We start from the raw sequence: 25,856 nt of genomic DNA, 5'->3' as shown, positions 1-25,856 counted from the left end.
GGAGTCTCCGGCATCGAGACAGGAAGCCAGACAGGAAGCCAGACAGGAAGCCAGACAGGAAGAAGGTCGCACATGTCCAGCACGCCTCGCGTCGCACTCGTCACAGGGGCGAACAAGGGCATCGGACACGCCGTCGCCCGCCGCCTCGGAGAGCTGGGGATGCGTGTCTACCTGGGCGTCCGTGACGGCGAACGGGGCCGGACGGCCGAGCGCGACCTGCGCGCGGACGGGCTGGACGCACGGTTCGTACGCCTCGACGTCACGGACGAGGCCTCGGCTCTCCTGGCGGCCAAGCACATCGACGAGGAGTCCCACCGCCTCGACGTCCTGGTGAACAACGCGGGCGTCGGCGGTTCGGTGAGCGCTCCCAGCGAGGTCTCCCTCGACGAGGTGCGGCGGACGTACGAGACGAACGTCTTCGGTGTCATCGCCGTCACCAACGCGATGCTGCCGCTGCTGCGCCGCTCGCAAGCCGCTCGGATCGTGAACGTCAGCAGCGTCCTCGGCTCCCTCGCCCACGCGGCCGCCCGGCACGACCCGACGGGGGTGTTCGCCGAGGGGGTCTTCCCGGCGTTGCTGGAGTACAACACGTCGAAGGCCGCGCTGAACGCCCTCACCGTCACCTACGCCAACGAACTGCGGGGGGAGGGGATCCTCGTCAACGCCGTCTCCCCGGGTTTCGTGGCGACCGACATCAACGGTCACCGAGGACATCTGACGCCGGAACAGGGCGCGCGCGTTCCCGTGCTCCTGGCGACCCTCGGCGACGACGGCCCCACAGCCGTGTTCCTGGGGGAGGACGGCTCGGACACCGGCCGGGAGCTGGCCTGGTGACGGCCTCGTGCTCTTCCAGGAGCCCAGGGACCACGGGCTTTCTCAGGGCTCTGGGCGGCGACGTAGGAAAGGAGTGAACGCCGATGAAGGCCACACACCAGGCTCCTCCGGCACCTGACCCGTTGCGGGAACTGGGGAAGGTGAGGGAGCTCGCCCGCCAAGGGCCGGACGGCGAAGCCACGCGACGGCAGCACGCCAAGGGCAAACTGACCGCCCGTGAACGCATCGACCTCCTGCTCGACAAGGGGAGTTTCGTGGAGGTCGAACCGTTGCGGCGCCACCGCGCCACCGGCTTCGGGCTGGAAGCGAAACGTCCGTACACCGACGGCGTCGTGACAGGCTGGGGTACGGTCGACGGCCGCACGACCTTCGTCTACGCCCATGACTTCCGCATCTTCGGCGGAGCGCTGGGGGAGGCGCACGCGCAGAAGATCCACAAGATCATGGACATGGCCGTCGCGGCCGGGGCGCCGCTCGTCTCGCTCAATGACGGAGCGGGGGCACGCATCCAGGAGGGAGTCTCCGCGCTCGCCGGTTACGGTGGCATCTTCAGCCGCAACACCCGGGCCTCGGGCGTCATCCCGCAGATCAGCGTGATGCTGGGGCCGTGCGCCGGGGGCGCCTCGTACTCACCCGCGCTGACCGACTTCGTTTTCGCCGTCCGCGGTGTCTCCCAGATGTTCGTCACCGGGCCGGACGTGGTCCAGACGGTCACGGGGGAGGAGATCTCCCACGAAGGGCTGGGCGGGGCGGACGTCCACGGGGGCACCTCCGGCGTGGCCCATTTCGTCTACGACGACGAGGAGACCTGTCTGGACGAGGTGCGCTACCTCCTGTCCCTGCTGCCCTCGAACAACCGTGAGCTGGCGCCGGTCGGAGCCGGGGGAGACCCGGCCGACCGGGTGTGCGAGGCGCTGGTGGACCTGGTCCCGGCGGAGGGCAACCGCTCCTACGACATCCGCCAGGTGATCGAGGAGATCGTCGACGACGGTGAGCACATGGAGGTGCACGCCATCTGGGCGCCCAACCTGGTGTGCTCGCTCGCCCGGCTGGACGGCCACGTCGTGGGCGTCGTCGCCAACCAGCCGTCGGTGACGGCCGGTGTGCTGGACATCAGGGCGTCGGAGAAGGGCGCACGTTTCGTCCAGTTCTGCGATGCCTTCAACATTCCGCTCATCACCCTGGTCGACGTGCCGGGCTTCCTCCCCGGCGTGGAGCAGGAACACGGGGGCATCATCAGGCACGGCGCGAAACTGCTGTACGCGTACTGCAACGCGACTGTGCCGCGCGTCTCCGTGGTGCTGCGCAAGGCGTACGGCGGGGCGTACATCGTCATGGACTCCCGGTCGATCGGTGTGGACGTCGCGTTCGCCTGGCCGGGGAACGAGATCGCGGTCATGGGGGCGGACGCCGCCGCCAACGTGGTCTTCCGGAGAGAGATCGCGGCGGCCGACGACCCCGACGCGGTGCGCAGGCAGAAGATCGAGGAGTACAGGAGGGAGCTGGTGCATCCCTACTACGCAGCCGAACGCGGTCTCGTCGACGACGTCATCGATCCACGGGAGACGCGTTCGGCGCTGGCCCGCTCGCTCGCCATGCTCCGCGCCAAGGACCGTGACCTGCCCCGCCGTAAACACGGCAACCCGCCACAGTGAGGAGTCAACCGATGAGCGAACCTCATGACCGGACCCTGCTGCGGGTGAGGAGGGGGCGCCCGACCGCGGAGGAACTGACCGCGATCACGGCCGTGCTGCTCGCCTGCGCGCGCCGTAAACGTGATCTTCCACGCGACGGCCTCCCCCCGGGAGCCGAGGCGAACGCCCGCTGGCGCAGGCCGGAACGGACGGCCGTCTTCGAGGACCCACGATCCTGGCGAAGGGACGGCACATGACGGCCGGAACGGTGGGACGGTGACGGCGGACCGCACGACACGGGGTTCCCTCACCGTCCCGGACCCCCGGGGGGCACGCCAATGGGTCCTGCTGCTCGTCCTGTCGGGGAACATGCTCCTGGACGCCGTCGAGGTGTCCGTGGTGCTCCTCGCGCTGCCCACCATCGGCGGCGCCCTGGGCATGTCGCTGCCGGAGGCGCAGTGGCTGATGAGCGGATTCGCCCTCGGCTTCGCGGCTCTGCTCGTCCTGGGGCCCTGGATCTGCGCCCGCCTGGGGCGGCGCCGCGCCTATCTCGGGGCCATGCTGCTGTTCGTCGTCGCCTCGGTGGCCGGCGGTACGGCGGACAGCGAGGCCCTTCTCGTCGCGAGCCGGGTCGTCAAGGGGGTGTGTGCCGCGTTGACCGCGCCCACCGGTCTGGCCGTCATCGCCACCACCTTCGAAGAGGGGCCGAGGCGGCGCAGGGCCGTCTCCGTCTACGCCCTGTTCGGCGCCGTCGGGTTCACCGCGGGTCTGCTGCTCTCCGCGGCCTTCCTCGCCGTGAACTGGCGGTGGACCTTCCTCTTCCCTGCCCCGGTCGCACTGGTGCTGCTCCTCCTCGCGGCACGGACCATGACGGAGGAACCCGGAGAGGGGAGACGCGTGACCTGGGTGAAGCCGTCGCTGCTCCGCGACGGACGGCTGCGTAACGCGACGATCGGCGCGGCCACGCTCAACGGGGGCTACGTCAGCCTGCTCCTGATGGTCACCTTCGATCTTCAGCAGAGGCTGGGATGGTCCCCCTGGCGGTGTGCCCTGGCGCTGTTGCCCGCCTGCGTGCCACTGGCGGTGACGGTGCCGTTCGCCGGGCGTCTGACCGCCCGTTTCGGAACGGAGAAGCTGATAACGGCGGGTGCCTCCACTTCCCTTCTCGGCTACGCGCTCTACCTTCTGTCGCCGGAGACGAGGCCGTACTGGTCCGGGACGCTGCCGACGCTGCTGCTGGTCGAGACCGGGTTCGTCCTCTCCTTCGCCGCGCTGAACATGCAGGCCACGGCGGGGATCCGGCCCGCAGAACGGGGGCTGGCGGTTCCGCTCTACCAGACCGGGGTCCAACTCGGCGCCGCCGTGATGTTGCCGCTCGTCGCGGTGCTGGTGACCGTTCGGCCCACCCCCCGGGCGGCGACGCTGGCGATCACCGCCGCCGGGGCACTGGGCCTGCTGGCGGCGCTCGCCGGACTACGCGGGGGCGCGTTGCGGCGCCCCGGAGAACACATGGGAGGTCCCGTTCATGATTGATCGTCCTGCCGACCTCGTCGTGACCGTCGGCGGTGTCCGGGAGGGGCCCGTCAGTCCCGGCGTCGCCGCCCGCGACGAGGGAAACTCCACCGTGCGGCGAGAAACCCCGCGAACGGTTGTTCCCCATGGACACCGCCTGGCTTTCCTCGAAGGGAAGGCGGAATGACCCGGCTCACCTCCGCGCGCATGCCGGACGTTCGCCGCACGGACGCGCGGGCCGTCTTCGTCGGACAACGGTACGTGCCGACCCGGCAGGCGGCGATCGAGGTACTGCAGCAGCACGTCGAGCAGTGGAGCGGCACGCCATGGCCCGTCGGCGTTCTCTCCTTCAGTTGTTACCTCAGCGTCGAGGAGGACACCGTACTGACCTACGCGCAGTGCTCCGACGCGGCGGTGTACCGGCCGTTCGTCGCCTCCCTGCACGGAGCCGCCAACGCCGGAGCGGTGGAGTACCGCCTGCGGGGGAGCGTGGTGCCGCGGGGGGCGGCGGGGACCCCCGGATGCATGGTCGTCGCGACGTTCGACGTCGACGGCGCCGAACGGCAGGACAGGGTCATCGACTCCCTGACCGACGCGCTGGAGAGGACGCGGGCGGGCCGATCCCCCGGAATGCTCTCAGCGAACTTCCACGTGAGCACCGACGCCACCCGGGTCCTCAACTACGCGGAGTGGACGTCCGACGAGACGCACACGGCGTTCCTCGACAGCGCGGCACGGGTCACGACCAGGAGCGTCAGTGACGACATTCCCGGCGTACGGCCCATCGGGTTCAAGCGCTACCACCTCTACCGAGGATTCGATAGACAGGCGTAGAGCCGTGCACGAGGGAGTCCGGCGCTCTCCCGGTCCTGAGCGCCTCGTCAAGGGCCGGGAGGGCGGAACCGCGAGGCCGTTCCAGCCGCGACGCCCTCGACGGCATCGGCCCGCGGGCGGCGGGACACCCGCGGGCCGGATCGCGGAGGGGCACACAGGACTCTCCGGTGCCGCCACGTCGGACCACGACGACGGCGGTGGCCTCGGGCCGGGCGGCGAGCACGGGGCAGGCGGCCCCCCGGAGGAGCCCGTACGGCGGGCCCGGCGGGCCGGGGCGCAGCGGCGCAGAACGAGGCGTGAAAAGACGGTTCCGCACTTCGGGCCTGTTCCGCCGCATTTTTCGACATGGTCGTGAGAAGAGGCGCCTTGAGCGCTCGCACCCGACTGTGTATCGTAGCCCCTAATTGACTTAGGGTGACGGGAAACGTTTCCTGATCGTTTCGCGAACACATTCCGACGGACGTGCCGTCGTGGTTTTCCCCACCCGGGTGAAGGTGGCGAACGCGCAGGCCAGGGGTTGTCTGCGGGCTCGCCGTGCGGAGTGATTCCCTTTCCCGCGGATGATACGCGTGACGCGTCCGGCGCGGACGGTCGGCCTACCCGTTTGGGGCGCTCGGGTGTAGGGGCGAATGAAACCCGTTCGGGCGCCCGCAGGGGGCTACTCCCGCCGTGCGGGAGGATGAAGAATGGCAATGAGGTCGCGAACAGTCTCTTAGACGGCACCGAATGCATGAGCCGAAATAATGTGGCCGCTTCGGCGATTCCCTGGTAACGGGACCTCGCTCTCCTTAAAGATTTCCTGTCCGCGCATTCAACGGTATGACATGTCGCGCCGGATCACCGGGTGCGGCGCGGCCGAAAAATCCTTGATAAGGGGTCAAGAATGTTCCGTACCGCTGACAGTCTTCCCGTCATCGACCGTCCGGACGCCGCCGCGGTGTGCGTGGAGGTGATATCCGTCGGCGGAGCCGATGGACAGGGCGCCGTCGTGGACGCGACGGCCGCCCACCGGCGGTCCCGCCCCTGGCCCGCGGAACTCCTCTCCTTCAGCTGTTACGTGAGCACCGACGGAGACTCCGTGCTCACGTACGCGCAGTGGTCGTCCAGGGAGGCCGCGCTGAACGCCCTGCGGGAGGAGGAGGACGGACCGCAGGAGGGCCCCTACCTGGGCGTTGAGGGGGCTCGCTCCCTCGGCGCCGTGCCGTACCGGTTGTACAGGGTCGTGAGAGGTGGGGCGATCACCGAACCCGAACCGGTCCCCGAATGTTTCCCCGCCGCGGTCTTCCCGATGCCCGGCGAGGACGCCGCGTGTCGTTGGATCGACGATCTGCTGGCCTCGGAGGAGGAGGTCGAGGGAGAGGAACGCGCCTATCCCGGTGCGATCGCGGCCAACTTCCATGTGGGTCTGGGCGACGGTGGCGTCTTCGTGCTCTCTGAGTGGGCCTCGGAGAAAGAGGCGGCCGAACACATCGAGGAGGTGATCCAGCCGTTGCTCGACCAGGCGGGCGGTGGCGACGCGGGAGCGCGCTACACGCACGCGCTGACGCTCACGGGCCCGTGACCTGATTGCCGATGGGGTGCCGTGGCGGTCCTTCTTCGTCCAGGAAAGCACGCTGGACGCCGTGGAAACGTCATGAATGCCGGCTGATGAACGGGGGTCATCATGTACTTCGCCATTCTTGGCCCATTGGAGGTGCGTGGAGAGCGGGGGCTCCTTGATCCCATGTCCCCGATGGGCCGCCGAGTGCTCTCGCTGCTGCTCGCCCACGCCGGGCAGACGGTCTCGGTCGAGACCCTGATAGAGGAGCTCTGGGGGGAAAGGCCCCCGAAACTCGCCCGCAAGACCGTACAGACGTACATCTACTCCGTGCGCAAGGCACTGCGGAAGAACATGGAGGGAAAGCCTCCCATAGAGACCGGACAGCATGGTTACCGGATCCGGCCGGAAGAGGACCGGTTCGACCTCTGGTGTTTCCAGAAACTGTGCGAAGCGGGATTCTCCGAGCTGGGCGGGGGAGATGTCGAGGCGGCCTCGGACAGTTATCGAAGGGCGCTCGCGCTGTGGCGTGGGCGGCCCTTCGAGGACGTGGAGACCGGGGTGCTGCTCATGGCCCAGCAGGCCAGGCTGGAAGAGCTGCGGATGCACGCTCTGGAACAGCGGATCGAGGCCGACATGGCACTGGGGCGGCACCGTGAGTTGCTGACCGAGCTGAGCGGCCTGGTGATCAGTCATCCGCTGAACGAGGTGATCTGCGGGCAGCTCATGCGCGCGGCGGCCCATTCCGGACGGCAGCACGTGGCACTCGACGCCTACAGACGGCTGCGGACCACGACGGCGAACGAACTTGGTCTGGAACCCTCCCCACAACTGAGGGATCTGCAGCGCCGCATCCTGGAGGGCCAGGTGTCGTTGGAGAGGCCGAGGGTGCGCGTCGTCGGCGGGCCGCCCCAGAAACCTCCGGCGGAGCTGCCGGCCAGGACACCCGGCTTCACCGCGCACAGTCGCGAGGTCGCGGACATCGTACGCGCCGTCCGACCGGCCGCCGCGGCCTCCAGCGGCCCGTCGACGGTGCGCATCGTGCTCGTGGCGGGCGGTGTGGGAGTGGGTAAGACGGTGACGGCGGTCGAGGCGTCCCACTGCCTGCGCCGCCGGTATCCCGACGGCCAGCTCTTCACCACACTGCACCGTCCGGACAGCACCCCGGTGCCCGTCCGGGACGCGCTCACGTCGCTGCTTCTGTCAGCCGGATACCTCGAACGGCACCTGCCCGAGTCGACGGAGGACATGGCGCGGCTCTTCCGCAGCTGGACGTCGGAACGGCGCATGTTGGTGATGCTCGACGACGCCCACTCCTGCGGGCAGGTGCTTCCCCTCATACCGAACAGTCCGGGCTGCGCGGTGATCGTCACCTCACGCTGGCGGCTGGAGGGCTTACCCGGCGCCGTCACCCACGTCCCGCTTGAGGGCATGTCCGACCACGAAGGGGTGGTACTTCTCAGCTCCGTCGTCGGTGCCCAACGCGTCGCGCGGGAGCGGGCGTCCGCCATGGAACTGGTACGGCTGTACGAGGGATCGCCGCTGGCCCTGGTCGCACTGGGAGAGCGGCTCAGGGCCCGGCCGCACCTTTTCCTGCACGAGGTGCTCCGCCGGGCGCGCGACCACACCGAGCGGCTGGCGCTGCTCCAGGGACCGCGGAACGACTGCCTGCGAAGGCTCAGAGAAGCGTATCTGCGGCTCCCCGCCGCGGAGCGGCGCCTGCTGTCCACCCTGTCCCGGCTTCCCGGGCCGGTGCGGGAGGCCGACCTCTGGAACGAGGCGGGACGGCCGGGGCCGTACGCCAGGGAGTTCGGTCGTCTGGTGGAGTCCCTCCTCGCGTCCCACTCGCTGAAGGTGCGCGACCGTCACGACGGTCCGGTGCTGGAGGTTCCCGGGCTGCTGCGGTTGATGCTGTCCACCTGGGCGGACCGGCCATGGAGTGCCTCTGTGGGGGATTTCGCACTCGACGGGGAGGACCGCCTGCCCCTGGTTTCCGCGCAGGCCGCCCGATCACGGTGAGGAGGAGTCGCGGGGACCGCCGCCCACTCCGTCACCCGCCTGGACGGAGCCGCCGCTTTTCTTTCTCCTGCGTTTCCGCCCCGTCTTGGAGATGGATTTGTCATCCACCTGGAAAACCGTGCTCGGAGTTTTTCTTTGTTCTTTGCGATGCCAGGTCCGTCTCGACGTAAAATCAGCCGGGAATCACACCATTCGAAAGGACAAATGTGAAAAGAATCGTTATTCAGGGGGGCAGTGACGGGATGGGGAGGGGAATGGGTGCCGCATTCCTGGAGCGGGGCGACGAGGTCGTCGTCATCGGGCGCGACGAGAGGAAGGGGGAGTCCTTCCTCTCCGCTGCCAGGGAGATCGGCGCAGGCGGGCGAGCCCATTTCGTGCGGGCGGACCTGAGCCTGGTGAGTGAGAACCGCAGGGTGGTCCGCGAGATCGGTGAGAGGCTTCCCGCGGTGGACGTACTCGTCCTGTGCGCACGGCACTTCCTCTCGGAGCGCCGGGAGACGGCCGAGGGGTTCGAGTACACCTTCGCGCTCTTCTACCTGAGCCGGTTCTTGCTCGGCCACGATCTGCGCGGCCTTCTGGAGAAGGGGGAGAGACCGGTCATCATGAACGTCGCGGGACCGGGCTCCCCGATGGGGGAGATCCAGTGGGACGACCTCGGGTTCGAGCGGAACTATGACGGTCTGGCCGCGCAGATGCAGGGCGGAAAGGCGAACGACCTGCTGGGGGTCTCCTTCGCGGAGAGATACGGATCCGGGCCGATCAGATATGTGCTTTTCAACCCCGGCAGCGTGTCGACCGGTTTCTCCGGAGAATATGACGAGATGACGAGGTTCCACGTCGAGGCGATGAAGAGAAGCGCGAAGCCGGTCGAGGCGGGGATAAAGCCGATCATCGCGACCATCGACAATCCTCCGGCCGAACCGCTGAGCGCCTTCGTGGAAGGACGGAGGATGGATCTTGTGGGAGAGTCCTTCGAGCCGCGGCATGCCAGGAGACTCGACGAGGTGACCCGCGAGCTGCTGTCGCGCTGAGGGAACGCCGGTCGGGCCGACGCGTCGAGCGACGGGCACGCGCGCCGCACCACATGGTTCGTCCCGGGACCAGGCCGGTCCCGGAGGCGGTCCACTGTCTCGGCCCACGTTGGTCGCCTCCGTGGAAGGCCCCGTCCGCGACGTCGAACCCGACGCCGACGAGGTGGCCCCTCCCGTGACCGGCGTCTCATGGCGGTCTTCCACGGCCGGGCCGGTCCTGCGGCCTCCCCGCTCCTCCTGGCCACTTCGTGCCGTCACGCGGTCCTGCCACCGGACCGGCCCGGTTACGGCTGTTCGGCCGTGGATCTCCGGACGGCACGAACCTCGGCGGTCAGGCGGATCCGTGTACGAGCCGCCAAGGATCGAACAGACCGTGAGGACCTGAACGGTCCACGCCGAGGAAACACGGGTCTTCCTCCTGGGGCCGAGCAGGGGCCGTGGGAGACGTCCTCCCAGGAGTTTGAGGTCGGCCGACGTCACGGGCGCCGTCCCCGGACCGTGAGCTCACGGCCTGACAGGAGGAAGCAAAGATCGCCTCCCGTATTTCTCCCGGAAACAGAAAAAGGACCCGATCCGCTTAACGAATCAGGCCCTTGATCTGGCCAAACACTGTCGGGGTGGCGGGATTTGAACCCACGACCTCTTCGTCCCGAACGAAGGAATTGTTCGCGGTTGGGGGCTTTCGCGCCGATCTGACCTGGGGAAATGGTCTCCCTGTGTCGTGACGTGTAGGGGGTCGTCGCCCACTCCTGACGCACGTCTGACGCACGATCACCCCGCAGCGCACGATCACTCCCTGTAGACAGGTGACCAGACCGATATGTAGCGGAAGGTAGACCGGAAAGCGGAGGCTGGATAAGGTCTCCGGATACGTTGCGAAGGGGAGTCGCCCTCGCCTCGCAACCGAAGACCCCCGTAGCCCGGCTGCGGGGGTCTTTCACTTCACCCGGATCTCCCCGCCGTCCCCCGGCAGAACCTCGACCTCACCCGACGGGCGCTCCACCACCAGCACCCAGACGCCCTCGGCAAGATCCAGCGTCGCCCTCTCCGCGTCGGTCGCCGGCCGCGTCGTGATCCGGAGGCCCGGCTCCATGTCCACCACGCTCACCTCCAGTGCGCGCACGAACGTTCCCCGGCCGGCGACCACTCGCACCAGGCCGAGTTCGACGAGGTGGGTGATCGCTCGCCGGATCGTATCCCTCGCGACGCCGAACTCCTGCTGCAGGTGGACCTCGCTCGGGAGCGGGCGCCGCGGCTGGACGCGGCCTTCCTCGATGTCGGCCCGCAGGGCGTCGGCCACCTGCCGGTAGACCGGCGTCTCGCCGTGATGATCGATCTCGCGCACGGGGCGACCGTACGGGCGCCCAGGTGCGCCCCTACCGGGCCCTACGGGTACCTGGACAGGGGTAGACGGGGGAGTAGACAGCGGGCAAGGGGGAGCGCTGGAGCGGCCGGTGAGTCACTCCTCAGCGGCTGGAGCGGCCGGGTCGGCGACGAACGATCCGAGGGACGGCCGGGTGACGATCAGCCCGTCCTCGCGGAGCTGCCGGGTGACCTTGCGGATCGTGGTCCGCGTCACGTCGAACTCGGCCTCGAGGCGGACCTCGCTGACGAGCGCCTTCGGCGGGTACTCGCCGGACTCGATGCGCTGGCGGACGATCGCGTAGATCTGCCGCCACTTCGGCTCGGTCGGGTCGTACTCGATCACGCTCCTGACGGTACGTAGGCGGCGACGTGCACTCATAGAGATGGATAGCTGCCCCTGTCTATGGACAGGTATAGATAGGGTCACGTACGGTCACCCCGTGACTCCTGAGGAGCTGGACCGGCTGCACGCCCGGGCGGTGGCGCGGGGCGTCGCCCCCGCCGAGCAGCTGGACGCCGTCAGGCAGGCGGCTCTGCGGTCCGTGGGCGGCGACGAGCATGAACTCGCTCGGCGGATCGGCATCGCGCTGAGCCTCGCCGAGTTCCAAGAGGCGATCGCCCGCTCCGTGAAGCCCCCCGGTCGGGTCTGAACTCCGACCAGGCCGGCCGGGGACGGCGGCCCCGCACCCTTCGGAGGGGAGGTGCGGGGCCGCTTCAATTTCGGGCCTAATACCGCAGTACTACAAGCGTTGTAGTACTACAAGGCTTGTAGTACTACAACGATTGGCGTAAACGACTTGCCGCCATCTTCGGATCAAGCGCAGGAAATACTGCTAGCTTCGGGACGGTTCGTAAGCGCAGCACGTGCCTTTCCTCTCAGTCGATGACCATGGGATCGACTGAAGGCCGGAGTCATCCCCCCATCAGGGGCATACCGGCCGGGAAAGGAATCTCGTGGCGAAACACGCGAAACGAATCGTCAGGCCGAACCGCCTTGGTTGGCGATGGATCCCCGTCGCGGGGGTCGTCGTGGCGGTAGTGGCCTGGCTGCTCAGGCGTCGCAGATCCAGCCAGCTCAACCGCTAGCCGAATCCGCGACACCAGGCGAGGCGAGGCCCCGGAAATCGTTACCAGGCGGTTCCGGGGCTTCGTGCTGTACAGGGGTCTTTAAACGCCGTGATGAAGGGCACTTCATAAGACGCCCAGCCCCACAGTAGACGATCCACCCGGGCTGTAGGGCCTCCATTGCAATCACCGACCGCAGATCGGTCACGTCGCGCTTTCGGGAGCGGGACGTCGCGAATAGCGACCTTCAGCCCACCCAGATGATGTCGACCACCCGAACCACCTCGACCGCATCGAGGATGAGGAACGTGACGAACCCGCGGCCCTCGCCGAAGTCGGCGCGCCGTACCTGTTCGTCGCCGGTGGCCATGCTGGTGAGCGGGTCGTAAGGGTCGTCGCACACGTCGGCCATGGCTGCGGCGAGCGCTCCGAGGGCGTCGACGGGGAAGCCGCCGAGCTGGCTGAGGGCACGCTCGGACAGGTCAGGGCGGTAGGTCACCGGCGGCGGGCCACCTCGGCCTCGAGCGCCTCCATCAGCGGCACGCCCGGCCCGGTCTTCGCCTGCTGGATCGCTTCGTAGTAGCCGGGCCTGGTTGTGGCGATGACGACCAGGTGCCAGCGGTGCAGCAGCCGGTTGAGGTCCTTGTAGCGGGCGACGTCGTCCCGGGCCGCCTCGGCGGCTGCCCGGTACTGGCGCAGGAACTCCGGCCGTTCCCGGGCAGGCAGGTCGCGCAGGATCACCTGAGGGTCCTGCGGGTCCTTCTCGACGGGCTGAGCGCTCATGAAGCCACCGTACCCGCGGGAGGGCCGTTAAGGGACGACAGGAACACCTGACCCGCCCTTCGCCATCTCCGCAGCATGCTCCCGGAGTACCTGCTCCATGTGGAGGGCGCGAGCAGCCAGGACGCCGAGCTTGTCCGCCTCGCCGATGAGCCACTCCGCGCTGGCCACGTTGTCAGGGAACTCCTCGTAGTCCTCACCGTGGCGTCCGATCGGGTACTCCTCATCGCGGCCGACCTGCGCCAGGCGCGCCCGGAGCGCGTCACGTTCCTGCGCGGCGACGAGGGTCGGCCAGGCGTCGCGGACGATGAGCGCCGTCTCCCACGCCGAGGGCCATTCCACGTATTCGACCTCGCTCTCCCACTGGCGGTCGAAGTGCTCGCGAGCCACACCGGACAGGGCGGCGCGGTAGGCGGCGAACTCTTCGATTTCCGCGGCGTCGGGAGGCCAGTACTCCCGGTTCACAAACGGATCCCCCTGGGCTTCGGCCACGGCCAGACGAGGAGCCCGCTCGGTGAGCCACGCCAGGTAGTCGACACGGCGGTGGGTGGCGCACGGCCCCAAGGCGTGTTCGATGTCGCAGTTGCAGGTCATGCGCTCTCCTGGACGGGGGCTCGATGGGTTCGGGCGAGGTTGGCCGCGAGGATCACGACTTCGTCGCGGTGGGCGTCGCCGCCGAGTTTGCCGTACGCAGCGGTCATCCACTGGCCGAAGTCGCCATATCGGGCAAGTTCGGCGCGGGCCTCGGCGGCTTCCGCAGGCTCGGCCTGCTCGGGTATGGCCAACCGGGCATTGGGCGTGCTGTGGCCGATTCGGCCGCGAGCGTGGGCGATGGCCTTCTCGCGGTCCGTCAGTTCCTCGTCTCGCTCCTCGGGCGGGGTGGCGGAGGTGCGGCGCTGGGCGAGCACGGCGGAGGCGGGCGGCGGGATCGGCGTCTCGCGCGGTACGGCCGCGCGCTCTCCGGCCCGGACGCGGGCGAGGAAGCCGGGGAGGTCTCCGTTCCTGGCGACGGCCCGGACGAACGGGGCGAGGCTGACGATGGGGTCGTTCTTCCGCCTGGCGTCGGTTTCCATCAAGGAAATGATCTCTCTCGCCTCTTCCTCCGTGATCCCGATCTTCTTCTCGGCGAAGGCGTCGACGATCGTCCGGGCGGCCGCGACGAGAGAGGGGTTGTTCAAGGGGTTGTTCAAGGGTTGTTTGGCTCCCTTGGAAGGGAGGGGTCCCAGGTCATCCATGGGAGGGGTGGAAGGGGCTTGGACGGGAGGAGTCCCACCCGAGGGGGAGGTCCCATCCATGGGAGGGGTCTCCTGGATCACCTTCTTGACCCCGCTCTTATTGCGAGACTCCTTGACCGGCTTTGGTCCGCTCAAGTGCATCGGCACGTCGTAGACCACCGGCCGTTGCCCTGGAGGGAGGTGCTCGACGAGACCTGGGTCGCCCAGGAGCAGCAACCCCAGCTCGCGCAGCCTGACGACGTCACGCTGCGCCTGCTTCGGCGACTTACCAACCTTCGTCGCGATCGTGCTGATCGATTGGTAAGAACCCCGGCCGTGCTCGTCGCAGCGGGCGGCGATCACAGTCAGGGTGAAGGCGAGATCGGCGGGAACGGGTGCGTCGTGGATCACCCACGCGACAGCGCGGGCGCTCACCCAGTCGTGATTCATCGGACGCCGTCGCCTCTGCAGGCAAGGGCGTGTGCGAGGGCAGCCTGTATCGTGCCCATGGGTCTTCCTCCTGGTTGTGCAGGCGGTGGATCAAGGGCTCGTTCCGGTGTTGGCGCACCGGGCGGGCCCGACTTGTCTTAGCCAGCCGGGCTGGCTTGATGTTCAGATGAGAGTGGCGTCGAGGTACTCCTGGACTGGCTCGAAGAAGGGGAAAGGCACCCGCTGCTCAACGGCGGTTCGGTCACACCACTCCACTTCGGCCACCTCGTCTGCGTCTGCGGTGTGAGCGGTGCCGTCGATCGCGTCACACAGGACGTAGATCATGTGGCGGCCGGTCGCTGGGTGGACCCGCTCGCCAAGGGTCTTGACTGCAGCCACCGTCAGCCCTGTCTCCTCCACTGTCTCCCGCACGGCGGCCTGCTCCCCAGACTCCCCCGGTTCGACGACGCCAGCCGGGAACTGCCAAGAGAGCTCTCCCTCGGCGATCGCGCGGCGGATGAGGAGGACGCGGCCGTCGACCACGATGATGGCGGCAGCGACCGCTGGTCGCTCGTCAGGGCCGTTCACTCGGTGCCTCCTCGATGGCCTGTAGGACGGGCGGGTAGAGCTGCTCTGCGGGGATGAACCGGGTGATCTCGGCACGTGGCACCCAGATCACGGACATGTTTTCGTCGGCGTCCCGGTTCTCCGCTTCTCCGGCGAGGTAGTCGCACAGCCAGTAGGTGCACTGGACACCGGTCACTGGGTGGAGGCGTTCACCAAGCGGCGCCCGGACACTGCAGTGGACGCCGGTCTCGGCGAGGGTCTCGCGAACCGCCACAAGATCAGCTGCACCACCCGGCTTGACCACACCTGCGGGAAACTGCCAGGTGATCCCCGAAGTCTCGGTGTCGCGCCGACAAACGAGCAGCACACGATCACCCCTGGTGACAATGGAGATGGCGACGGTGAGCGCCCGCCCGAGAACAGTTCCGCCCGCTGGCGAAATCTGGCCGAGGTGGTGGGCGAAGCGAGCGCGAGCGCCAGCTGGGGCACGTTCATGGGCGGTGTCGAGAGCGCGCTGTAGCTCTGTCCGGAGCACCACTTCAGGACGCGCATGCCAAGAGGCAACGGTCCTGCGGGCGACGCCGAGGTGAGCGGCGTACTCGTCGTGGGTCATCCGCAGGGCGGCTTGAAGCGCGGCAGCATGACGACCGGTCCACCGATCTACGACGTCCACGAATAGCACCCCCTCACGGCCCTGATGGTGATGAGTGCACCGCCAGTGCATCACGGCTGGTCACACTGCACTAGCCGTGCACCATCGGCGCATCGTTCCGGCACAGCCGTCCCGCTTCGCTTGGATCATGTCCACTACGAACTGCGCGGCAGTGCCCTTACGGGGTCTCGGCGTCCTTGCTGCGTCGCTGCACGCGTTCTTGTCGCCGGCGCTTGGCGATGTACTCCATCAGCGCCGTCTTCACCACACTGGTCGCGGTGGTGCCGTCCAGGTCGGCGATGTACTCCACCTGCTCCCAGATCTCATCGCCGAGGCGAATGCTTCGTCTCGGCGTGTGCCCCGTGGCGGGTCGCGGCATGGGTGTGCTCCCGATCGTGTGTGTACACGGGATCATACGCACCTCACTCAGTCGGCTGATTTATGTGTCATGACACTAACAGCCAAGAAGAGCTTGCGAAAGCAGCTACTGCCATGCGAATCTGTCTGCACAGAAACCCGTGAGGTTGCCGCAAGGCTCGCCTCTAGGGGGCCTCTTCTGTGTGCACAAACCAAAACGGGCCCGCCCGGCGTTCCAGCGCCGGACGAGCCCTAAGCCCACCCACCTGCCCTACAGGAAGGAAGACCCGTGCACGAGCGTACCGCGCTCATCTCCGCTTCCCAGCCCCACCAGCCGTGGTGCAACAACCACTACACCGACCCCCGCCACGCCGAGGACAGCTACTGCCGCCGGGGGAGTGGCACCGGCCTCTACCTGTCCGACACCGACGACGGCCCCCGCCTCTTCGCCCACGACGCGACGGCCGACCTCGACCAGCTGCCCCTCGACCAGGTCGAGGCCCGCCTCCGCGCCGGACTGGAGCTCGTCACCGCGTACCGGACGGCGGTCGCCGCGTGATGAAGCCCTCCGACACGCTGCCCGTAGCCCTCGCCGCCGAAGCCGCCTACTCCTGGTGCAACGAGCACCGCACCGCCTCCGCGAACTGCGCCGTCCTGCCCCACTCGTCCCGCGAGGCGAAGGGCGGCAACCAGTGAGCGCCGCCGAGGACCTCGACGTCAACACCATGAACCGCACCGAGCTGGTCAAGCACGTGAAGAACTGCGACGACTGCGGCGCCGACGACCCGGCCATGTGTAAGGCCGCCCGAACCTCCTCCATCAGCGATCTCCGCGACTACGTCGCGACGGCCCACGACCCGCGCTGGAAGGCCATCGCCGGGAGGACGAAGTGACGCCCGCCGAGCGGCTTGCCGCCGCCCTGGTCGCCCTCAACCAGCTGGACAGCGCCATGATCCAGACCGACGACGACAAGGACAAGAAGGAAGGCAAGGGCAAGGGAGGCAAGACCCGTGCGTAGCCGCATGACCCCCGAACAGCTCGCCAAGGTCAAGAACGCCTCCACCCGCGCCAACCGTCTCACCAAGCTCGCCGAGGCCGCCGAAGGACTCGGAGTGACCAAGGTCCAGCGGGAGCAGGCGGCCAAGGAGCTGGAGCGCGAAGTCGGACGCAGCCTGGCCAAAACCTACCGCGAGTCCGCCCTTCGCCGGGCCGGTGCTCCCGCCAAGGGCCTGAGCCGCTTCTTCGGCGGCTGACCGCCCGCTGCGGGTGCTCGCCCAGCCCCCCTTCAGCTGGGCGGGTGCCCGGAGCAAGGCGCTCCACCGAACCGAAGGAGACCCCCATGGCCACCCCCGTGACCTACCGCACCAAAGGCGGCGCCACCGTCACCTGGACACCCGCCTCAGCCCTGACCATCCCGGTCGGCGTGAAAGGCCGCTACGTGCAGCAGATCACCGCCTCGAAGTGGTCCTGCCGGGGATGCGGCGCCTACGAAGGCGGCGAAGCCACCCAGGTCTCCGGATCTGGGTCAACGAAATGGGACCCGACCGGGCCGGGGCAGTCCGAGGCCGCCCGCCACGCCAACCAGTGCACCTGGCGCTGAGGTTGCGGATCGCGCCCAGCAGGGCTGGGCGGGAGTCCGGAGCAGAGCGCTCCACCAGAAAGGAGACCCACATGTCCATCGTGAAATACCGCAGCAAGGGCGGCGCCACCGTCATCTGGATGCCAGGAGAATCCACGACCTTCCGGACGGGCGACGGAGGGTCCATGCGACAGGTCATCACCTCCCGATGGTCATGCGGCGGATGCCGTCAGGAGGAAGGCGGAAAACTCTCCTGCATCTCCATGGGGGAGACGCCTCCGACCGGCCCCGAGCGTCGTGATGCCCAGCAGCACGCTGACTGGTGCGCCGCCCTCCCGTAACGCTGACCCAGCCCCGCATGCCCGGAGCGGCAACTCCACCACTCACGAAGGAGACACACATGGCCAAGACGAAGAAGTACCGCAACCTCGGCGGCGGCACCGTCGCCTGGGTCCTCAACTACACCGCCGACACCCCCGACGACGGCAGCTTCGCCTGCCCCTGCGGAACCGACCAGCCCGGAACCCCCACTGACGCCCAGGACCACGCCGGCCAGTGCCGGGCCTTCTAGGCGCTGAGGTTGCGGATCGCGCCCACCCGACGTGGGCGCGCTTCCGGAGCAGAGCGCTCCCCGACCGAGAGGAAACCGACATGAGCGAGAACGCCCCCGAGAGCCACGTCGTCAAGTGCGCGAACTGCCACGGCAAGGGCCGTGACCCGCAGTACCCAATCACCCGGAAGTGCGACGTGTGCAAGGGCGTCGGCAGCGTCCTCCTCAAGTAGCGGCGCTGCGGATCGCGCCCGCCCCGTGCGGGCGCGTGTCCGGAGCGCCAGCTCCACCACCGGCGCCACGGCGCCCCACCTGAAGGAGAACCCCATGAACAAGACCGAGCTGATCGCCGCCGTCGCCGAGCTGCCGAAGACCGTCGTCGCCAAGGTCCTCGGCGCCACCTTCGACATCGTCCCGCTCGCGGTCGCCGCCGGAGACCCCGTCACCATCCCCGGCTTCGGCACCTTCGAGACCGTCGAGCGGTCCGAGCGCACCGGCCGCAACCCGCAGACCGGCGCCACGATCCAGATCCCCGCCTCCAAGGCGCCGAAGTTCCGCCCCGGCTCGACCTTCAAGGGCCTGGTCGCCGACAGCAAGTCGCCCGTCAACGCCTGAGCCGGAGGGAACACCCGACATGAAGGACACCATCGCTTACGCCAGCCTGGGCGGCGCCACCGTCACCTGGACGAAGCACGTCGGCGGAGTCAAGTACGGCTCCTACACCTGCGACGGCTGTGGCGAGTCGCAGGACGACGTGCAGCACCGGCAGGCCGAGACCCACGCCCTTAGCTGCCGAGCCCTCCCATAGCAGCTGGTCCCGGGCCGCGATTCCGCCGCGGCCCGGGACCCCTGATCGATCCCGCGCCCCGTACAGGAGCAGAACCTCATGAACCTTATCCCCGACCTCATCGGTCGCCTCGGCATTCCCGCCGTCGCGCTGTGGATCACCGCCGGGCTGCTGGCCGCCGTCCTGGCCCTGTACGGCCTGCGGCAACTCAAGCGCGCGGTGGCCAGCCACCCGCTCGAGGAAACCCTGACCGTCACCGTCGCCGCCATCGCCACCAGCGTCAGCGCCCAGGGCATGTGGAAGTTCGCCGGCGACGTCCTCCACCTCGACGGCCCGCTGAGGATCCTGCTGTTCGCGTTCATCGAACTGGCCGTCGTCACCTCCGCCGTGCGGGCCAAGCGCAGCATGCGGGAGAAGTACTCCGCCGGCATCGACGGCGTCGCCGTGTGGGTCCTCACCGGCCTGACCGCGGTCCTGTCGGCCATGGACGCCGCCAGCCTCGCCGAGTTCATCTTCCGCCTGGCCGCCCCGCTGGTCGCCGCGTGGCTGTGGGAGCGCGGCATGGCGGTCGAGAGGCGTCGCATCACCGGCCTGGCCGGTGTCAACTGGCGCCTCACCCCCGAGCGGGTGCTGGTGCGGCTCGGCCTGGCCGAGGCGCGCGACCGAACCGCCAGCGAGGTTGACGCCCACCGGCGCCTCACCCGCGTCGCCTTGGCCGCCAAGCGGGCCCGCGCCCTGCGCGAGACCGGGGCCTCCGACCGGAAGATGCGCGGCGCGCTCGCCAAGCTCGACAAGGCCCTCGACCGGGCTGTCGAGCACACTGGCCTGGCACGCGACCACGTGATGCAGGCCGCGCTGCTCGACCAGATCACCACCCTGTACGGCGGAGCCAGTCTGATCGAGCTGCCCGACGCCGCCCCCTGGAAGACCCTCGACCATCCCGCCATCACCGGTGCCGCCCGCGACAGCGACGCCGCACGGCTCGCCGACGAACTCCGTGACTGGACCGCGTCGGTCGAGCGTCGGCGCGACACCGACCCAGAGGTGCACGCCGCGATCACTTCCATGGCCGCCTACATCACCGGCGGACGTGTCGTCCCGACGTCGCCCGAAGTGACCGCCTGGATGACCAAACTCCCGGCCCCGGAACAGCCCGACGATGTCACGCCGCCGGTCACGGATGCGGTCACCGCCGACGACCAGACCAGCGACCACGACCGTGACCACGACGGCGACGCCGACACCCCCTCTGAGCAGGACAATCAGCGTGCTGAGGAGTGGATCCGCCGTCGGTGCCGCGGTCAGAACGGCGTCGGCCGACGCCCGACGCAGCGCGAGACGGCCGATGCGCACGGTAGGAGCATCGGCTGGGCCCGCACCCGTATCGCCGCCGTGCAGGAGCGGATGACCGCCCAGGGCTACGACTTCCAGCCGGACGGGACGGTCCTTTCCCCGCGGCGCGCGGTCGCTGAAACCGCCGACGCCGAGACCGTCGTAGAGACCATGAACGGAGTGAAGAAGTGACCGCCGCCGCGACCGTCTTCGCCGCCACCTTCGCCGCCCTCTACGCGGCGCACAGCGTCGGCGACCACTGGATTCAGACGCACCACCAGGCGTGCGGCAAGGGCGCCCCCGGCCGGGCCGGACAGATCGCCTGCGCCAAGCACGTGCTCACCCTCACCACCACCAAGGCCGCCGCCCTGGCCGCCATGCAGATCGTCACCGGCCTGCACCTGCCCCTGACCGCCGTCTACGTCGCCCTGGCGGTGGACGCGATCAGCCACTACTGGGCCGACCGGCGCACGACCCTCGCCGCGCTGGCCGACCGAGTCGGCAAGGGCGACTTCTACCGCATGGGCGCCCCGCGCCCCGGCCACGACGACGCCCCGCACCTGGGCACCGGCGCCTACGCCCTCGACCAGTCCTGGCACATCGCGTGGCTGTTCATCTCCGCGCTGATCGTCGCCTGGGGTGCGTCGTGACCGCCCTCCTCGCGCTCCTGGCTGTGCTGACGGTGCGACCGACCAGCACGGACGCCCGCACCCTCGCCCAACTGGTCGCCGCCGTCCGCGCCGCCGGATGGGCCAGGGTGACCGGCCGCGCCCTCCAGATCACCGTGGTCGCCCTGCTCCTGGTCATGGCCGTCGCCGCCCGAATGCGCTGGCACACCGCGGCGGCCATCGGATCGCTCGCAGTCCTCCTGGCCGCCTCGGTGGCCACCCTCGGTACCGCTCAGCTCCCGGGAGGCGTGTCATGACCGAGGTACAGCACCTGCGGATCGTCCGCGACGCAGCCGACGCCCCCACGCTGCCGCTCGGCAACGAGACCGAGCCTGCCCAGTCCGGCACGGAGCTGGCCGCTCAGATCTTCGACGGTGAAATCGTCGACGACGGCGAGCCCCAGGCGCAGGCCGAGGCGGGACTACCAGCCCTCCGAACCATCCGCCTACCCCTGCCCCTGCCGGTGCCGTCCGAGCGCACCGTCACCATCGCCCGCGGCGCCCTGGCCGCCGCCGTCACCACCGCCCAGGGCAGCCACTCCTGGACCGTCCGGGCCTGGGACTCCCTCACCCTCGGCGTGTACCGCCGCCAGATCCGCAGCGCGGAGGCGGCCGGGGACCGTGAGGCACTGGCCGAGTGGCAGGAGCGCCACCACCAGGCCATCACGCGCCGCCGCGACCGCCTCGCGGGCCTGCCCGTCCTGGCGTGGTCGATGACCAAGTTCGCCGGAGGTGTCCTCGCTGGCGGGGTGGTGCTCACCGTCGGCGCCTCCACCCTGGTGTGGGCCGTCGGCGCCGCCGAGTGGATGACGATTCCACGTGCCATCGCCACCGCCATCCGGTGGGGGGTCAGCACCGTCGAGGTGCTGCTCGGTCCGGCCCTGGTCGCCGCGCCGGTCGCGATCGGATGGGCCGCCTGGCGCGAAGGACGACGCCGCAGCGAAGTCCCCGCCTGGGTAGCCGGCGACTCGGACGACACACCCACTGGTCGCGATGTCATCCCTGACGAGAGCGCGATCCTCGCCGCACTACGCCACCTAGAGCTCGCTCCGCTGAACAAGGCGTTCAAGAGCGGCTGGAGGCCAAGGTTCGTGCTACCGACCGAGCGAGACGGCAAGGGCTACCACACCCAGCTGGAGCTGCCCCGAGGCGTCAACGTCGAGATGATCAACAACAAGAAGAAGCTGCTCGCGCACAACCTGGTGCGCTTCCCCGTCGAGGTCTGGCCCACCGAACCCCGCGACAAGCCCGGCGTGCTGGACCTGTGGGTGGCCGACCAGGGGGCGCTCTCCGGGCCGGTTGACCCTTGGCCGTTGCTGCACAAGGGAAGCGCCGACTACTTCCGCGGCGTCCCGGTCGCCGTCGACATCCGTGGCCGGACCATCATCGGACGGCTGTCCGAGGCCAACTACGCCGCCGCCGGAATGATGGGCTCCGGCAAGTCCACGCTGTTCATCACCCTGCTGCTCGGCGCCCTGCTGGACCCGCTCGTTACCGCCGAAGTGTTCGTCATGGCCGACAACGCCGACTACGAACCGATGCAGCCGCGCCTTCGCACGCTGCGGACCGGCCAGGGAGACGACGTCGTCGAGGCGTGCATGGCGGCGCTGCGCAGGACGTACAACGAGCTGAGCGTGCGCGGCAAGGCGTTGCGGGAGCACGACGCGCGAGCCGTCACCCGCGAACTCGCCGAGAAGGACGAGCGGCTGCGCCCTCGGATCCTCGTGATCGACGAGTGCCAGGCCCTGTTCATGCACGAGGAGTTCGGTGAGGAGGCCGCCGAGATCGCGGTGAAGCTGGAGAGCGCGGCCCGTAAGTACGCCGTGACGTTGATGTACGCCACGCCGGAGCCGTCCACGGACTCGCTGCCGCGCCGGTTGATCTCCATCACCTCCAACAAGGCGTGCTTCGCGATCGGCGACCAGCTCAGCAATGACGCCATCTTGGGCACCGGCTCCTACAAGGCGGGTATCTCCGCTGTCGGCCTGGTGCCCAAGACGGATGAAGGGCCCGGCGACGTCGGCACGTTCATGGGGCGGGGGTTCACGCCCCGGCCGGGCCTGCTGCGCGGCTACTACGTCTCGCAGAGCGACGCCCGCGCGGTCGTGGAGCGGGCGATGAAGCTGCGCGAACAGGCCGGAATCACCTCGGGAACGCCCGAGCGGCGGGATCTGCTGGAGGACCTGGCCGCCGTGCTGGGTGGCCAGACCATCAAGGCCGCGGACGTGCCCGCGCTGCTGCGTGAGCACGCGCCGCAGTGGGCGCCGTACCGCTCTCTGACCGGCAAGCAGCTGGTCGCGGATCTGGCCGATCTGGGGGTCAAGGTGCCCTCGACCGGCAACCGGTGGGAGATCGACGCGGCACTGATCCGCGAGGCCCTGAACCGGCGCCAGGCCGACGAGGAGCAGGACGAGAGTTAGCTCGGCTCGCCCCATCGAAAGGCGCTCCTGGGGGCTCTCAGGGCGCCTCGTGTACCCCGATCTAACTGGCTAACTGACCTAACTTTCCGCAGGTCAGACTGTGAATTACCCCGCCGATGGCGCTGAGTGAAAAACCTAACTCGGTTTTGGCGATCTAACTCGCTATCGATCTTCGCAGCGGGGGTTGCGGGCCCCCTCCCGGCACGTCCGGGAGGGGCCCCGGAGCAGCCGCTCCCCACACCAAACCACCAGGAGAAGAGATCGTCATGGGCCTATCCAGCAGTAAGAGGGCAACTCACGTCATCACCGGTCCGCCGAGCGAGGTCGACAAGGCGCTCGGGACGACCGGCAAGGCCGCCGTCTACGGACGCAAGGACCTGAAGAGACGCCTCAAGGCCGCCTCCGAGCTCGGCGTGCCGGTTCAGGTCCGCAAGCTCAAGCGCGACGAGCGCTGAGGCCGCGGATGCCGCCCGGCCAGCACGGCCGGGCGACTTCCGGAGCAGCAGCTCCACCACCGGCGCCCCGGCGCCCCCACCAAGGAGACCGGCATGACGGAGAGCGCAGCGATGTGCCCGACCACCCGAATCACACCTGAGCAGCGAAGCCAGGCCGAAGACGCAGTCAGCAGGCTGACTCCGAGGGAGCGGTGGACCCTGCTCGTGGAAACGTACGCGACCGTGGCCGCATACAGCGAGGACGCCGAGCGTCTGCAGCAGCTGGCCCGCGACGTGACGAGCACCGTCCACCTACGTACCCGAGTCCCGGGCTACCGGGAGGCAGTGGACGCGTCGGGCCGCCCGCGATGACGATCCTGACCGGCACGGTCACCGACTCCGCCCTGCAGCCCCTTCCCTCGACGGGGAAGGAACCAACGTGGAAGCGGAACCTCCGCGCCGAGATGGCGATGCTCGGCCCGTCGGTGCAGCAGCTCGTGTGGGCGTGGCTGCTGCGGCAGCGCTCGGAGCACACCGCCGCGGCGTACGGGCGGGACCTGCGGGAGTGGCTGGCCTGGTGCGCCGAGCACGACCTCGACCCGCTCACCGTCCGGCGCGCCCACGGTGACGCTTACGGCCGGCACCTGGAACACGAGCGTGGCCTGTCCGGCCGGTCGGCGGCGCGCAAGTTGGCCGCGATGTCGTCCTGGTACACCTACCTCGTCGAGGAGGAAGTCCTCGACTCCAACCGGGTCAGGTTGGCCAACCGGCCGGAGATCAACCGCGGCGAGTCGTCCACGCGCTCCCTGACCGAGTCCGAGGCACGGGCCATGATGACGGCGGCGGTGCACGACCACGGCCGGCAGCGGGCGCGGACGGCGGCGATCATCGCGCTGATGCTCACCGTCGGGCCGCGGGTCGCCGAGGTTGTGGCGCTCACGATGGCCTCGCTGGGATATGAGCGGGGGATGCGGACGGTGCGGATCGTCGGCAAGGGCGGCAAGGTCCGGCTGCGGCATCTGCCGGAGCTGGCCGGGCAGCTGCTCGACGCCTACCTCGCGACGCGAGGCTCGACGCCGGGGCCGGTGTTCGTGACGGCGTCCGGCCGGGCGATGCTCACCGACGCGGTCGAGGACCTCGTGAAGCGGATCGCGAAGCAGGCAGGTCTGAATCATCCGGAAACCGTCACTCCGCACTCGTTGCGGCACACGTTCGCCACTTTGGCCCAGGAGCGTGGTGCATCCCGAGATGAGATCCAAGACGCGCTCGGTCACGCTTCGGCGGAGACGACACGTGTGTACCTGCATGCGGTGAAGCGCCTTGAAAACGACCCTTCGGCCCGGGTCGCGAGTGTCCTCGGCTCGACCACCTGATAACCGCGATTATCGGGCCGCCTTCGTGATCTTGGAGGCGGCCTGTCGCCGGGCCGCCGTACGCTCACCCCACCCCCTCACCCAGGAGGACCACCGATGCACGACCCGAACACACACGCCCCCACCGCCCGGGTGGCCGTGCGAGGCGCCCTGCAGGCGGCGCTCGGCCTGGAGTACCACGACGAACGGCTGGACCCCGCTACCGGCCGCGTCCTCGACGAGCTGCTGGAGAACGGCTACACGGTCGTCCGCCCGGCTCGCATCGAGTCCTCCCGGGTGGAGGACCTGCTGATCGCCGTCCGGCCGGTGTGGGACAGCACCGAAGGTGGGGACGACGCCCGGCTGCGTGCGGTCGTGACCGAGCTGGTGCCGCTCATCGCCTACCGGCTCGGCCACCACGCTGGTACCGTCACCGGCCACCGCCAGGGCCGACGCTCCCGCTGACGATGCGCGGTACTCGGCACACCACGGCGCCCCCGTCCTCCGTAGAGGTGGGGGTGTTCTGCTGCCTGCTGACGTGGATCGACCACGCCGAGGTGGAGCCCCAGCTTTTCGTCAAGGATTCCTTGACGACCCCAGAGCGTCAAGGAATCCTTGACGTATGACAGATCAGTCTTCCGGCCTGGGATACACGTGGGCCAGCATGGCCCGCGCCCAGGCCCTGTCCCTCGCCGTCGACGCCGCAGCGATCGGCGAAGCCCTGGCCCGCCCCACCGGCGACGGACCCGGCTCCCTGGCCGCCCTCGCCCACACCCTGACCCACCGCAGTACCGCGGCCCTGCGCCAGGCCGTCATCGCTGAGCGCCTGAGCGGAACCTCCTGGTCCACGATCGGCGCCGCGCTCGGCGGGATCTCCAAGCAGGCCGCCTCCGAGCGCTACCAGC

Annotated in this window: 37 protein-coding genes; 28 read left to right on the top strand and 9 right to left on the bottom strand. The window is 69.1% G+C overall.

Annotated features, from left to right (window positions below; all coding sequences use genetic code 11):
- The first annotated feature begins 72 nt into the window (after positions 1-72).
- The 8 genes from ACFOYY_RS06250 (at position 73) to ACFOYY_RS06215 (ending at position 9,401) form a co-directional block, all read left to right on the top strand.
- Positions 73-834 carry an SDR family oxidoreductase gene (locus tag ACFOYY_RS06250; protein ID WP_386188556.1) on the top strand — a complete coding sequence of 254 codons (762 nt, stop codon included), beginning with the start codon at positions 73-75 and terminating at the stop codon, positions 832-834.
- A gap of 83 nt (positions 835-917) precedes the next feature.
- Positions 918-2,489 carry an acyl-CoA carboxylase subunit beta gene (locus ACFOYY_RS06245; RefSeq protein WP_386188554.1) on the top strand — a complete coding sequence of 524 codons (1,572 nt, stop codon included), beginning with the start codon at positions 918-920 and terminating at the stop codon, positions 2,487-2,489.
- Between the two features lie 11 nt (positions 2,490-2,500).
- Positions 2,501-2,725: an acyl-CoA carboxylase subunit epsilon gene (locus ACFOYY_RS06240; protein ID WP_352011031.1), complete on the top strand. Its 225-nt coding sequence runs from the start codon at positions 2,501-2,503 to the stop codon at positions 2,723-2,725.
- 19 nt (positions 2,726-2,744) lie between these two features.
- Complete coding sequence (locus tag ACFOYY_RS06235; RefSeq protein WP_386188552.1) at positions 2,745-4,001, top strand: MFS transporter; 1,257 nt, start codon at positions 2,745-2,747, stop codon at positions 3,999-4,001.
- A gap of 162 nt (positions 4,002-4,163) precedes the next feature.
- The gene (locus ACFOYY_RS06230; RefSeq protein ID WP_352011029.1) at positions 4,164-4,814 is read left to right on the top strand and encodes an antibiotic biosynthesis monooxygenase; all 651 of its coding nucleotides are present in this window, start codon (positions 4,164-4,166) and stop codon (positions 4,812-4,814) included.
- A gap of 883 nt (positions 4,815-5,697) precedes the next feature.
- On the top strand, positions 5,698-6,375 hold the full coding sequence (locus ACFOYY_RS06225) for a hypothetical protein (protein WP_386188550.1): 678 nt from the start codon (positions 5,698-5,700) through the stop codon (positions 6,373-6,375).
- A 171-nt stretch (positions 6,376-6,546) separates the two neighbouring features.
- A complete protein-coding gene (locus ACFOYY_RS06220) occupies positions 6,547-8,370 on the top strand; it encodes an AfsR/SARP family transcriptional regulator (protein ID WP_386188548.1) in 1,824 nt (607 codons plus the stop codon).
- 206 nt (positions 8,371-8,576) lie between these two features.
- A complete protein-coding gene (locus ACFOYY_RS06215) occupies positions 8,577-9,401 on the top strand; it encodes an SDR family NAD(P)-dependent oxidoreductase (protein WP_352011025.1) in 825 nt (274 codons plus the stop codon).
- A gap of 937 nt (positions 9,402-10,338) precedes the next feature.
- Here ACFOYY_RS06215 and ACFOYY_RS06210 read toward each other — a convergent pair.
- Positions 10,339-10,746, bottom strand: a complete 408-nt coding sequence (locus ACFOYY_RS06210; protein ID WP_386188546.1) for a GntR family transcriptional regulator — start codon at positions 10,744-10,746, stop codon at positions 10,339-10,341.
- A 114-nt stretch (positions 10,747-10,860) separates the two neighbouring features.
- Positions 10,861-11,109, bottom strand: coding sequence for a GntR family transcriptional regulator (locus tag ACFOYY_RS06205; protein ID WP_386188544.1), 249 nt, complete (start codon positions 11,107-11,109; stop codon positions 10,861-10,863).
- A 97-nt stretch (positions 11,110-11,206) separates the two neighbouring features.
- On the opposite strand from ACFOYY_RS06205, the gene ACFOYY_RS06200 reads away from it, so the two are divergent.
- Positions 11,207-11,416, top strand: a complete 210-nt coding sequence (locus ACFOYY_RS06200; protein WP_386188542.1) for a hypothetical protein — start codon at positions 11,207-11,209, stop codon at positions 11,414-11,416.
- Positions 11,417-12,078: 662 nt separating this feature from the next.
- On the opposite strand, the gene ACFOYY_RS06195 is transcribed toward ACFOYY_RS06200, so the two are convergent.
- The 7 genes from ACFOYY_RS06195 to ACFOYY_RS06165 all read right to left on the bottom strand — a co-directional run bounded on the left by ACFOYY_RS06195 (position 12,079) and on the right by ACFOYY_RS06165 (position 15,852).
- A complete protein-coding gene (locus ACFOYY_RS06195; protein ID WP_386188540.1) occupies positions 12,079-12,330 on the bottom strand; it encodes a hypothetical protein in 252 nt (83 codons plus the stop codon).
- Complete coding sequence (locus ACFOYY_RS06190; protein WP_386188538.1) at positions 12,327-12,614, bottom strand: DUF6247 family protein; 288 nt, start codon at positions 12,612-12,614, stop codon at positions 12,327-12,329. Before ACFOYY_RS06190 ends, ACFOYY_RS06195 begins: the two co-directional genes overlap by 4 nt.
- A 27-nt stretch (positions 12,615-12,641) precedes the next feature.
- On the bottom strand, positions 12,642-13,205 hold the full coding sequence (locus ACFOYY_RS06185) for a hypothetical protein (RefSeq protein WP_386188536.1): 564 nt from the start codon (positions 13,203-13,205) through the stop codon (positions 12,642-12,644).
- Positions 13,202-14,275 (bottom strand): hypothetical protein, encoded by a 1,074-nt coding sequence (locus tag ACFOYY_RS06180; protein WP_386188534.1) that lies wholly within the window; start codon positions 14,273-14,275, stop codon positions 13,202-13,204. The genes ACFOYY_RS06185 and ACFOYY_RS06180 overlap by 4 nt, the downstream gene beginning before the upstream one ends.
- A 162-nt stretch (positions 14,276-14,437) precedes the next feature.
- Entirely contained in the window at positions 14,438-14,842 is a 405-nt protein-coding gene (locus ACFOYY_RS06175; RefSeq protein ID WP_386188532.1) for an NUDIX hydrolase, read from the bottom strand.
- Complete coding sequence (locus ACFOYY_RS06170) at positions 14,829-15,434, bottom strand: NUDIX hydrolase (RefSeq protein ID WP_386188837.1); 606 nt, start codon at positions 15,432-15,434, stop codon at positions 14,829-14,831. Before ACFOYY_RS06170 ends, ACFOYY_RS06175 begins: the two co-directional genes overlap by 14 nt.
- Positions 15,435-15,651: 217 nt before the next feature.
- A complete protein-coding gene (locus ACFOYY_RS06165; protein ID WP_386188530.1) occupies positions 15,652-15,852 on the bottom strand; it encodes a hypothetical protein in 201 nt (66 codons plus the stop codon).
- Positions 15,853-16,119: 267 nt separating this feature from the next.
- Here ACFOYY_RS06165 and ACFOYY_RS06160 point away from each other — a divergent pair, with 267 nt between their 5' ends.
- The 19 genes from ACFOYY_RS06160 to ACFOYY_RS06070 form a co-directional block, all read left to right on the top strand.
- Positions 16,120-16,389 carry a hypothetical protein gene (locus tag ACFOYY_RS06160; protein WP_386188528.1) on the top strand — a complete coding sequence of 90 codons (270 nt, stop codon included), beginning with the start codon at positions 16,120-16,122 and terminating at the stop codon, positions 16,387-16,389.
- The gene (locus ACFOYY_RS06155; protein WP_386188526.1) at positions 16,386-16,526 is read left to right on the top strand and encodes a hypothetical protein; all 141 of its coding nucleotides are present in this window, start codon (positions 16,386-16,388) and stop codon (positions 16,524-16,526) included. The genes ACFOYY_RS06160 and ACFOYY_RS06155 overlap by 4 nt, the downstream gene beginning before the upstream one ends.
- The gene (locus ACFOYY_RS06150; RefSeq protein ID WP_386188524.1) at positions 16,523-16,723 is read left to right on the top strand and encodes a hypothetical protein; all 201 of its coding nucleotides are present in this window, start codon (positions 16,523-16,525) and stop codon (positions 16,721-16,723) included. Before ACFOYY_RS06155 ends, ACFOYY_RS06150 begins: the two co-directional genes overlap by 4 nt.
- Entirely contained in the window at positions 16,720-16,848 is a 129-nt protein-coding gene (locus ACFOYY_RS06145; RefSeq protein WP_386188523.1) for a hypothetical protein, read from the top strand. Before ACFOYY_RS06150 ends, ACFOYY_RS06145 begins: the two co-directional genes overlap by 4 nt.
- Complete coding sequence (locus ACFOYY_RS06140; RefSeq protein WP_386188521.1) at positions 16,841-17,083, top strand: hypothetical protein; 243 nt, start codon at positions 16,841-16,843, stop codon at positions 17,081-17,083. Before ACFOYY_RS06145 ends, ACFOYY_RS06140 begins: the two co-directional genes overlap by 8 nt.
- A gap of 86 nt (positions 17,084-17,169) precedes the next feature.
- Positions 17,170-17,430, top strand: coding sequence for a hypothetical protein (locus ACFOYY_RS06135; RefSeq protein WP_386188519.1), 261 nt, complete (start codon positions 17,170-17,172; stop codon positions 17,428-17,430).
- A gap of 379 nt (positions 17,431-17,809) precedes the next feature.
- Positions 17,810-17,980: a hypothetical protein gene (locus ACFOYY_RS06130; protein WP_386188517.1), complete on the top strand. Its 171-nt coding sequence runs from the start codon at positions 17,810-17,812 to the stop codon at positions 17,978-17,980.
- An 80-nt stretch (positions 17,981-18,060) separates the two neighbouring features.
- Entirely contained in the window at positions 18,061-18,192 is a 132-nt protein-coding gene (locus tag ACFOYY_RS06125; RefSeq protein ID WP_386188515.1) for a hypothetical protein, read from the top strand.
- Between the two features lie 94 nt (positions 18,193-18,286).
- Positions 18,287-18,574 (top strand): HU family DNA-binding protein, encoded by a 288-nt coding sequence (locus ACFOYY_RS06120; protein WP_386188514.1) that lies wholly within the window; start codon positions 18,287-18,289, stop codon positions 18,572-18,574.
- A 19-nt stretch (positions 18,575-18,593) separates the two neighbouring features.
- Positions 18,594-18,767 (top strand): hypothetical protein, encoded by a 174-nt coding sequence (locus ACFOYY_RS06115; RefSeq protein ID WP_386188512.1) that lies wholly within the window; start codon positions 18,594-18,596, stop codon positions 18,765-18,767.
- Between the two features lie 78 nt (positions 18,768-18,845).
- Positions 18,846-20,270: a hypothetical protein gene (locus ACFOYY_RS06110; protein WP_386188510.1), complete on the top strand. Its 1,425-nt coding sequence runs from the start codon at positions 18,846-18,848 to the stop codon at positions 20,268-20,270.
- Positions 20,267-20,728 carry a DUF3307 domain-containing protein gene (locus ACFOYY_RS06105; protein ID WP_386188508.1) on the top strand — a complete coding sequence of 154 codons (462 nt, stop codon included), beginning with the start codon at positions 20,267-20,269 and terminating at the stop codon, positions 20,726-20,728. Before ACFOYY_RS06110 ends, ACFOYY_RS06105 begins: the two co-directional genes overlap by 4 nt.
- A complete protein-coding gene (locus ACFOYY_RS06100) occupies positions 20,725-21,003 on the top strand; it encodes a hypothetical protein (protein ID WP_386188506.1) in 279 nt (92 codons plus the stop codon). Before ACFOYY_RS06105 ends, ACFOYY_RS06100 begins: the two co-directional genes overlap by 4 nt.
- Positions 21,000-23,165: a hypothetical protein gene (locus ACFOYY_RS06095; RefSeq protein WP_386188504.1), complete on the top strand. Its 2,166-nt coding sequence runs from the start codon at positions 21,000-21,002 to the stop codon at positions 23,163-23,165. Before ACFOYY_RS06100 ends, ACFOYY_RS06095 begins: the two co-directional genes overlap by 4 nt.
- 266 nt (positions 23,166-23,431) lie before the next feature.
- Positions 23,432-23,620 carry a hypothetical protein gene (locus ACFOYY_RS06090; protein WP_386188502.1) on the top strand — a complete coding sequence of 63 codons (189 nt, stop codon included), beginning with the start codon at positions 23,432-23,434 and terminating at the stop codon, positions 23,618-23,620.
- A gap of 93 nt (positions 23,621-23,713) precedes the next feature.
- Positions 23,714-23,971 carry a hypothetical protein gene (locus ACFOYY_RS06085; RefSeq protein ID WP_386188501.1) on the top strand — a complete coding sequence of 86 codons (258 nt, stop codon included), beginning with the start codon at positions 23,714-23,716 and terminating at the stop codon, positions 23,969-23,971.
- Entirely contained in the window at positions 23,968-24,972 is a 1,005-nt protein-coding gene (locus tag ACFOYY_RS06080; RefSeq protein ID WP_386188499.1) for a tyrosine-type recombinase/integrase, read from the top strand. The genes ACFOYY_RS06085 and ACFOYY_RS06080 overlap by 4 nt, the downstream gene beginning before the upstream one ends.
- 96 nt (positions 24,973-25,068) lie before the next feature.
- On the top strand, positions 25,069-25,416 hold the full coding sequence (locus tag ACFOYY_RS06075) for a hypothetical protein (protein WP_386188497.1): 348 nt from the start codon (positions 25,069-25,071) through the stop codon (positions 25,414-25,416).
- 157 nt (positions 25,417-25,573) lie between these two features.
- A partial coding sequence (locus ACFOYY_RS06070) for a hypothetical protein (RefSeq protein WP_386188495.1) occupies positions 25,574-25,856 on the top strand: 283 nt, incomplete at its 3' end.

The organism is Streptosporangium jomthongense (genome assembly GCF_042650425.1).
Taxonomy (GTDB): domain Bacteria; phylum Actinomycetota; class Actinomycetes; order Streptosporangiales; family Streptosporangiaceae; genus Streptosporangium.
The sequence above is the reverse complement of the archived record's forward strand: the minus strand, read 5'-3'. Positions and strand labels throughout refer to the sequence as shown.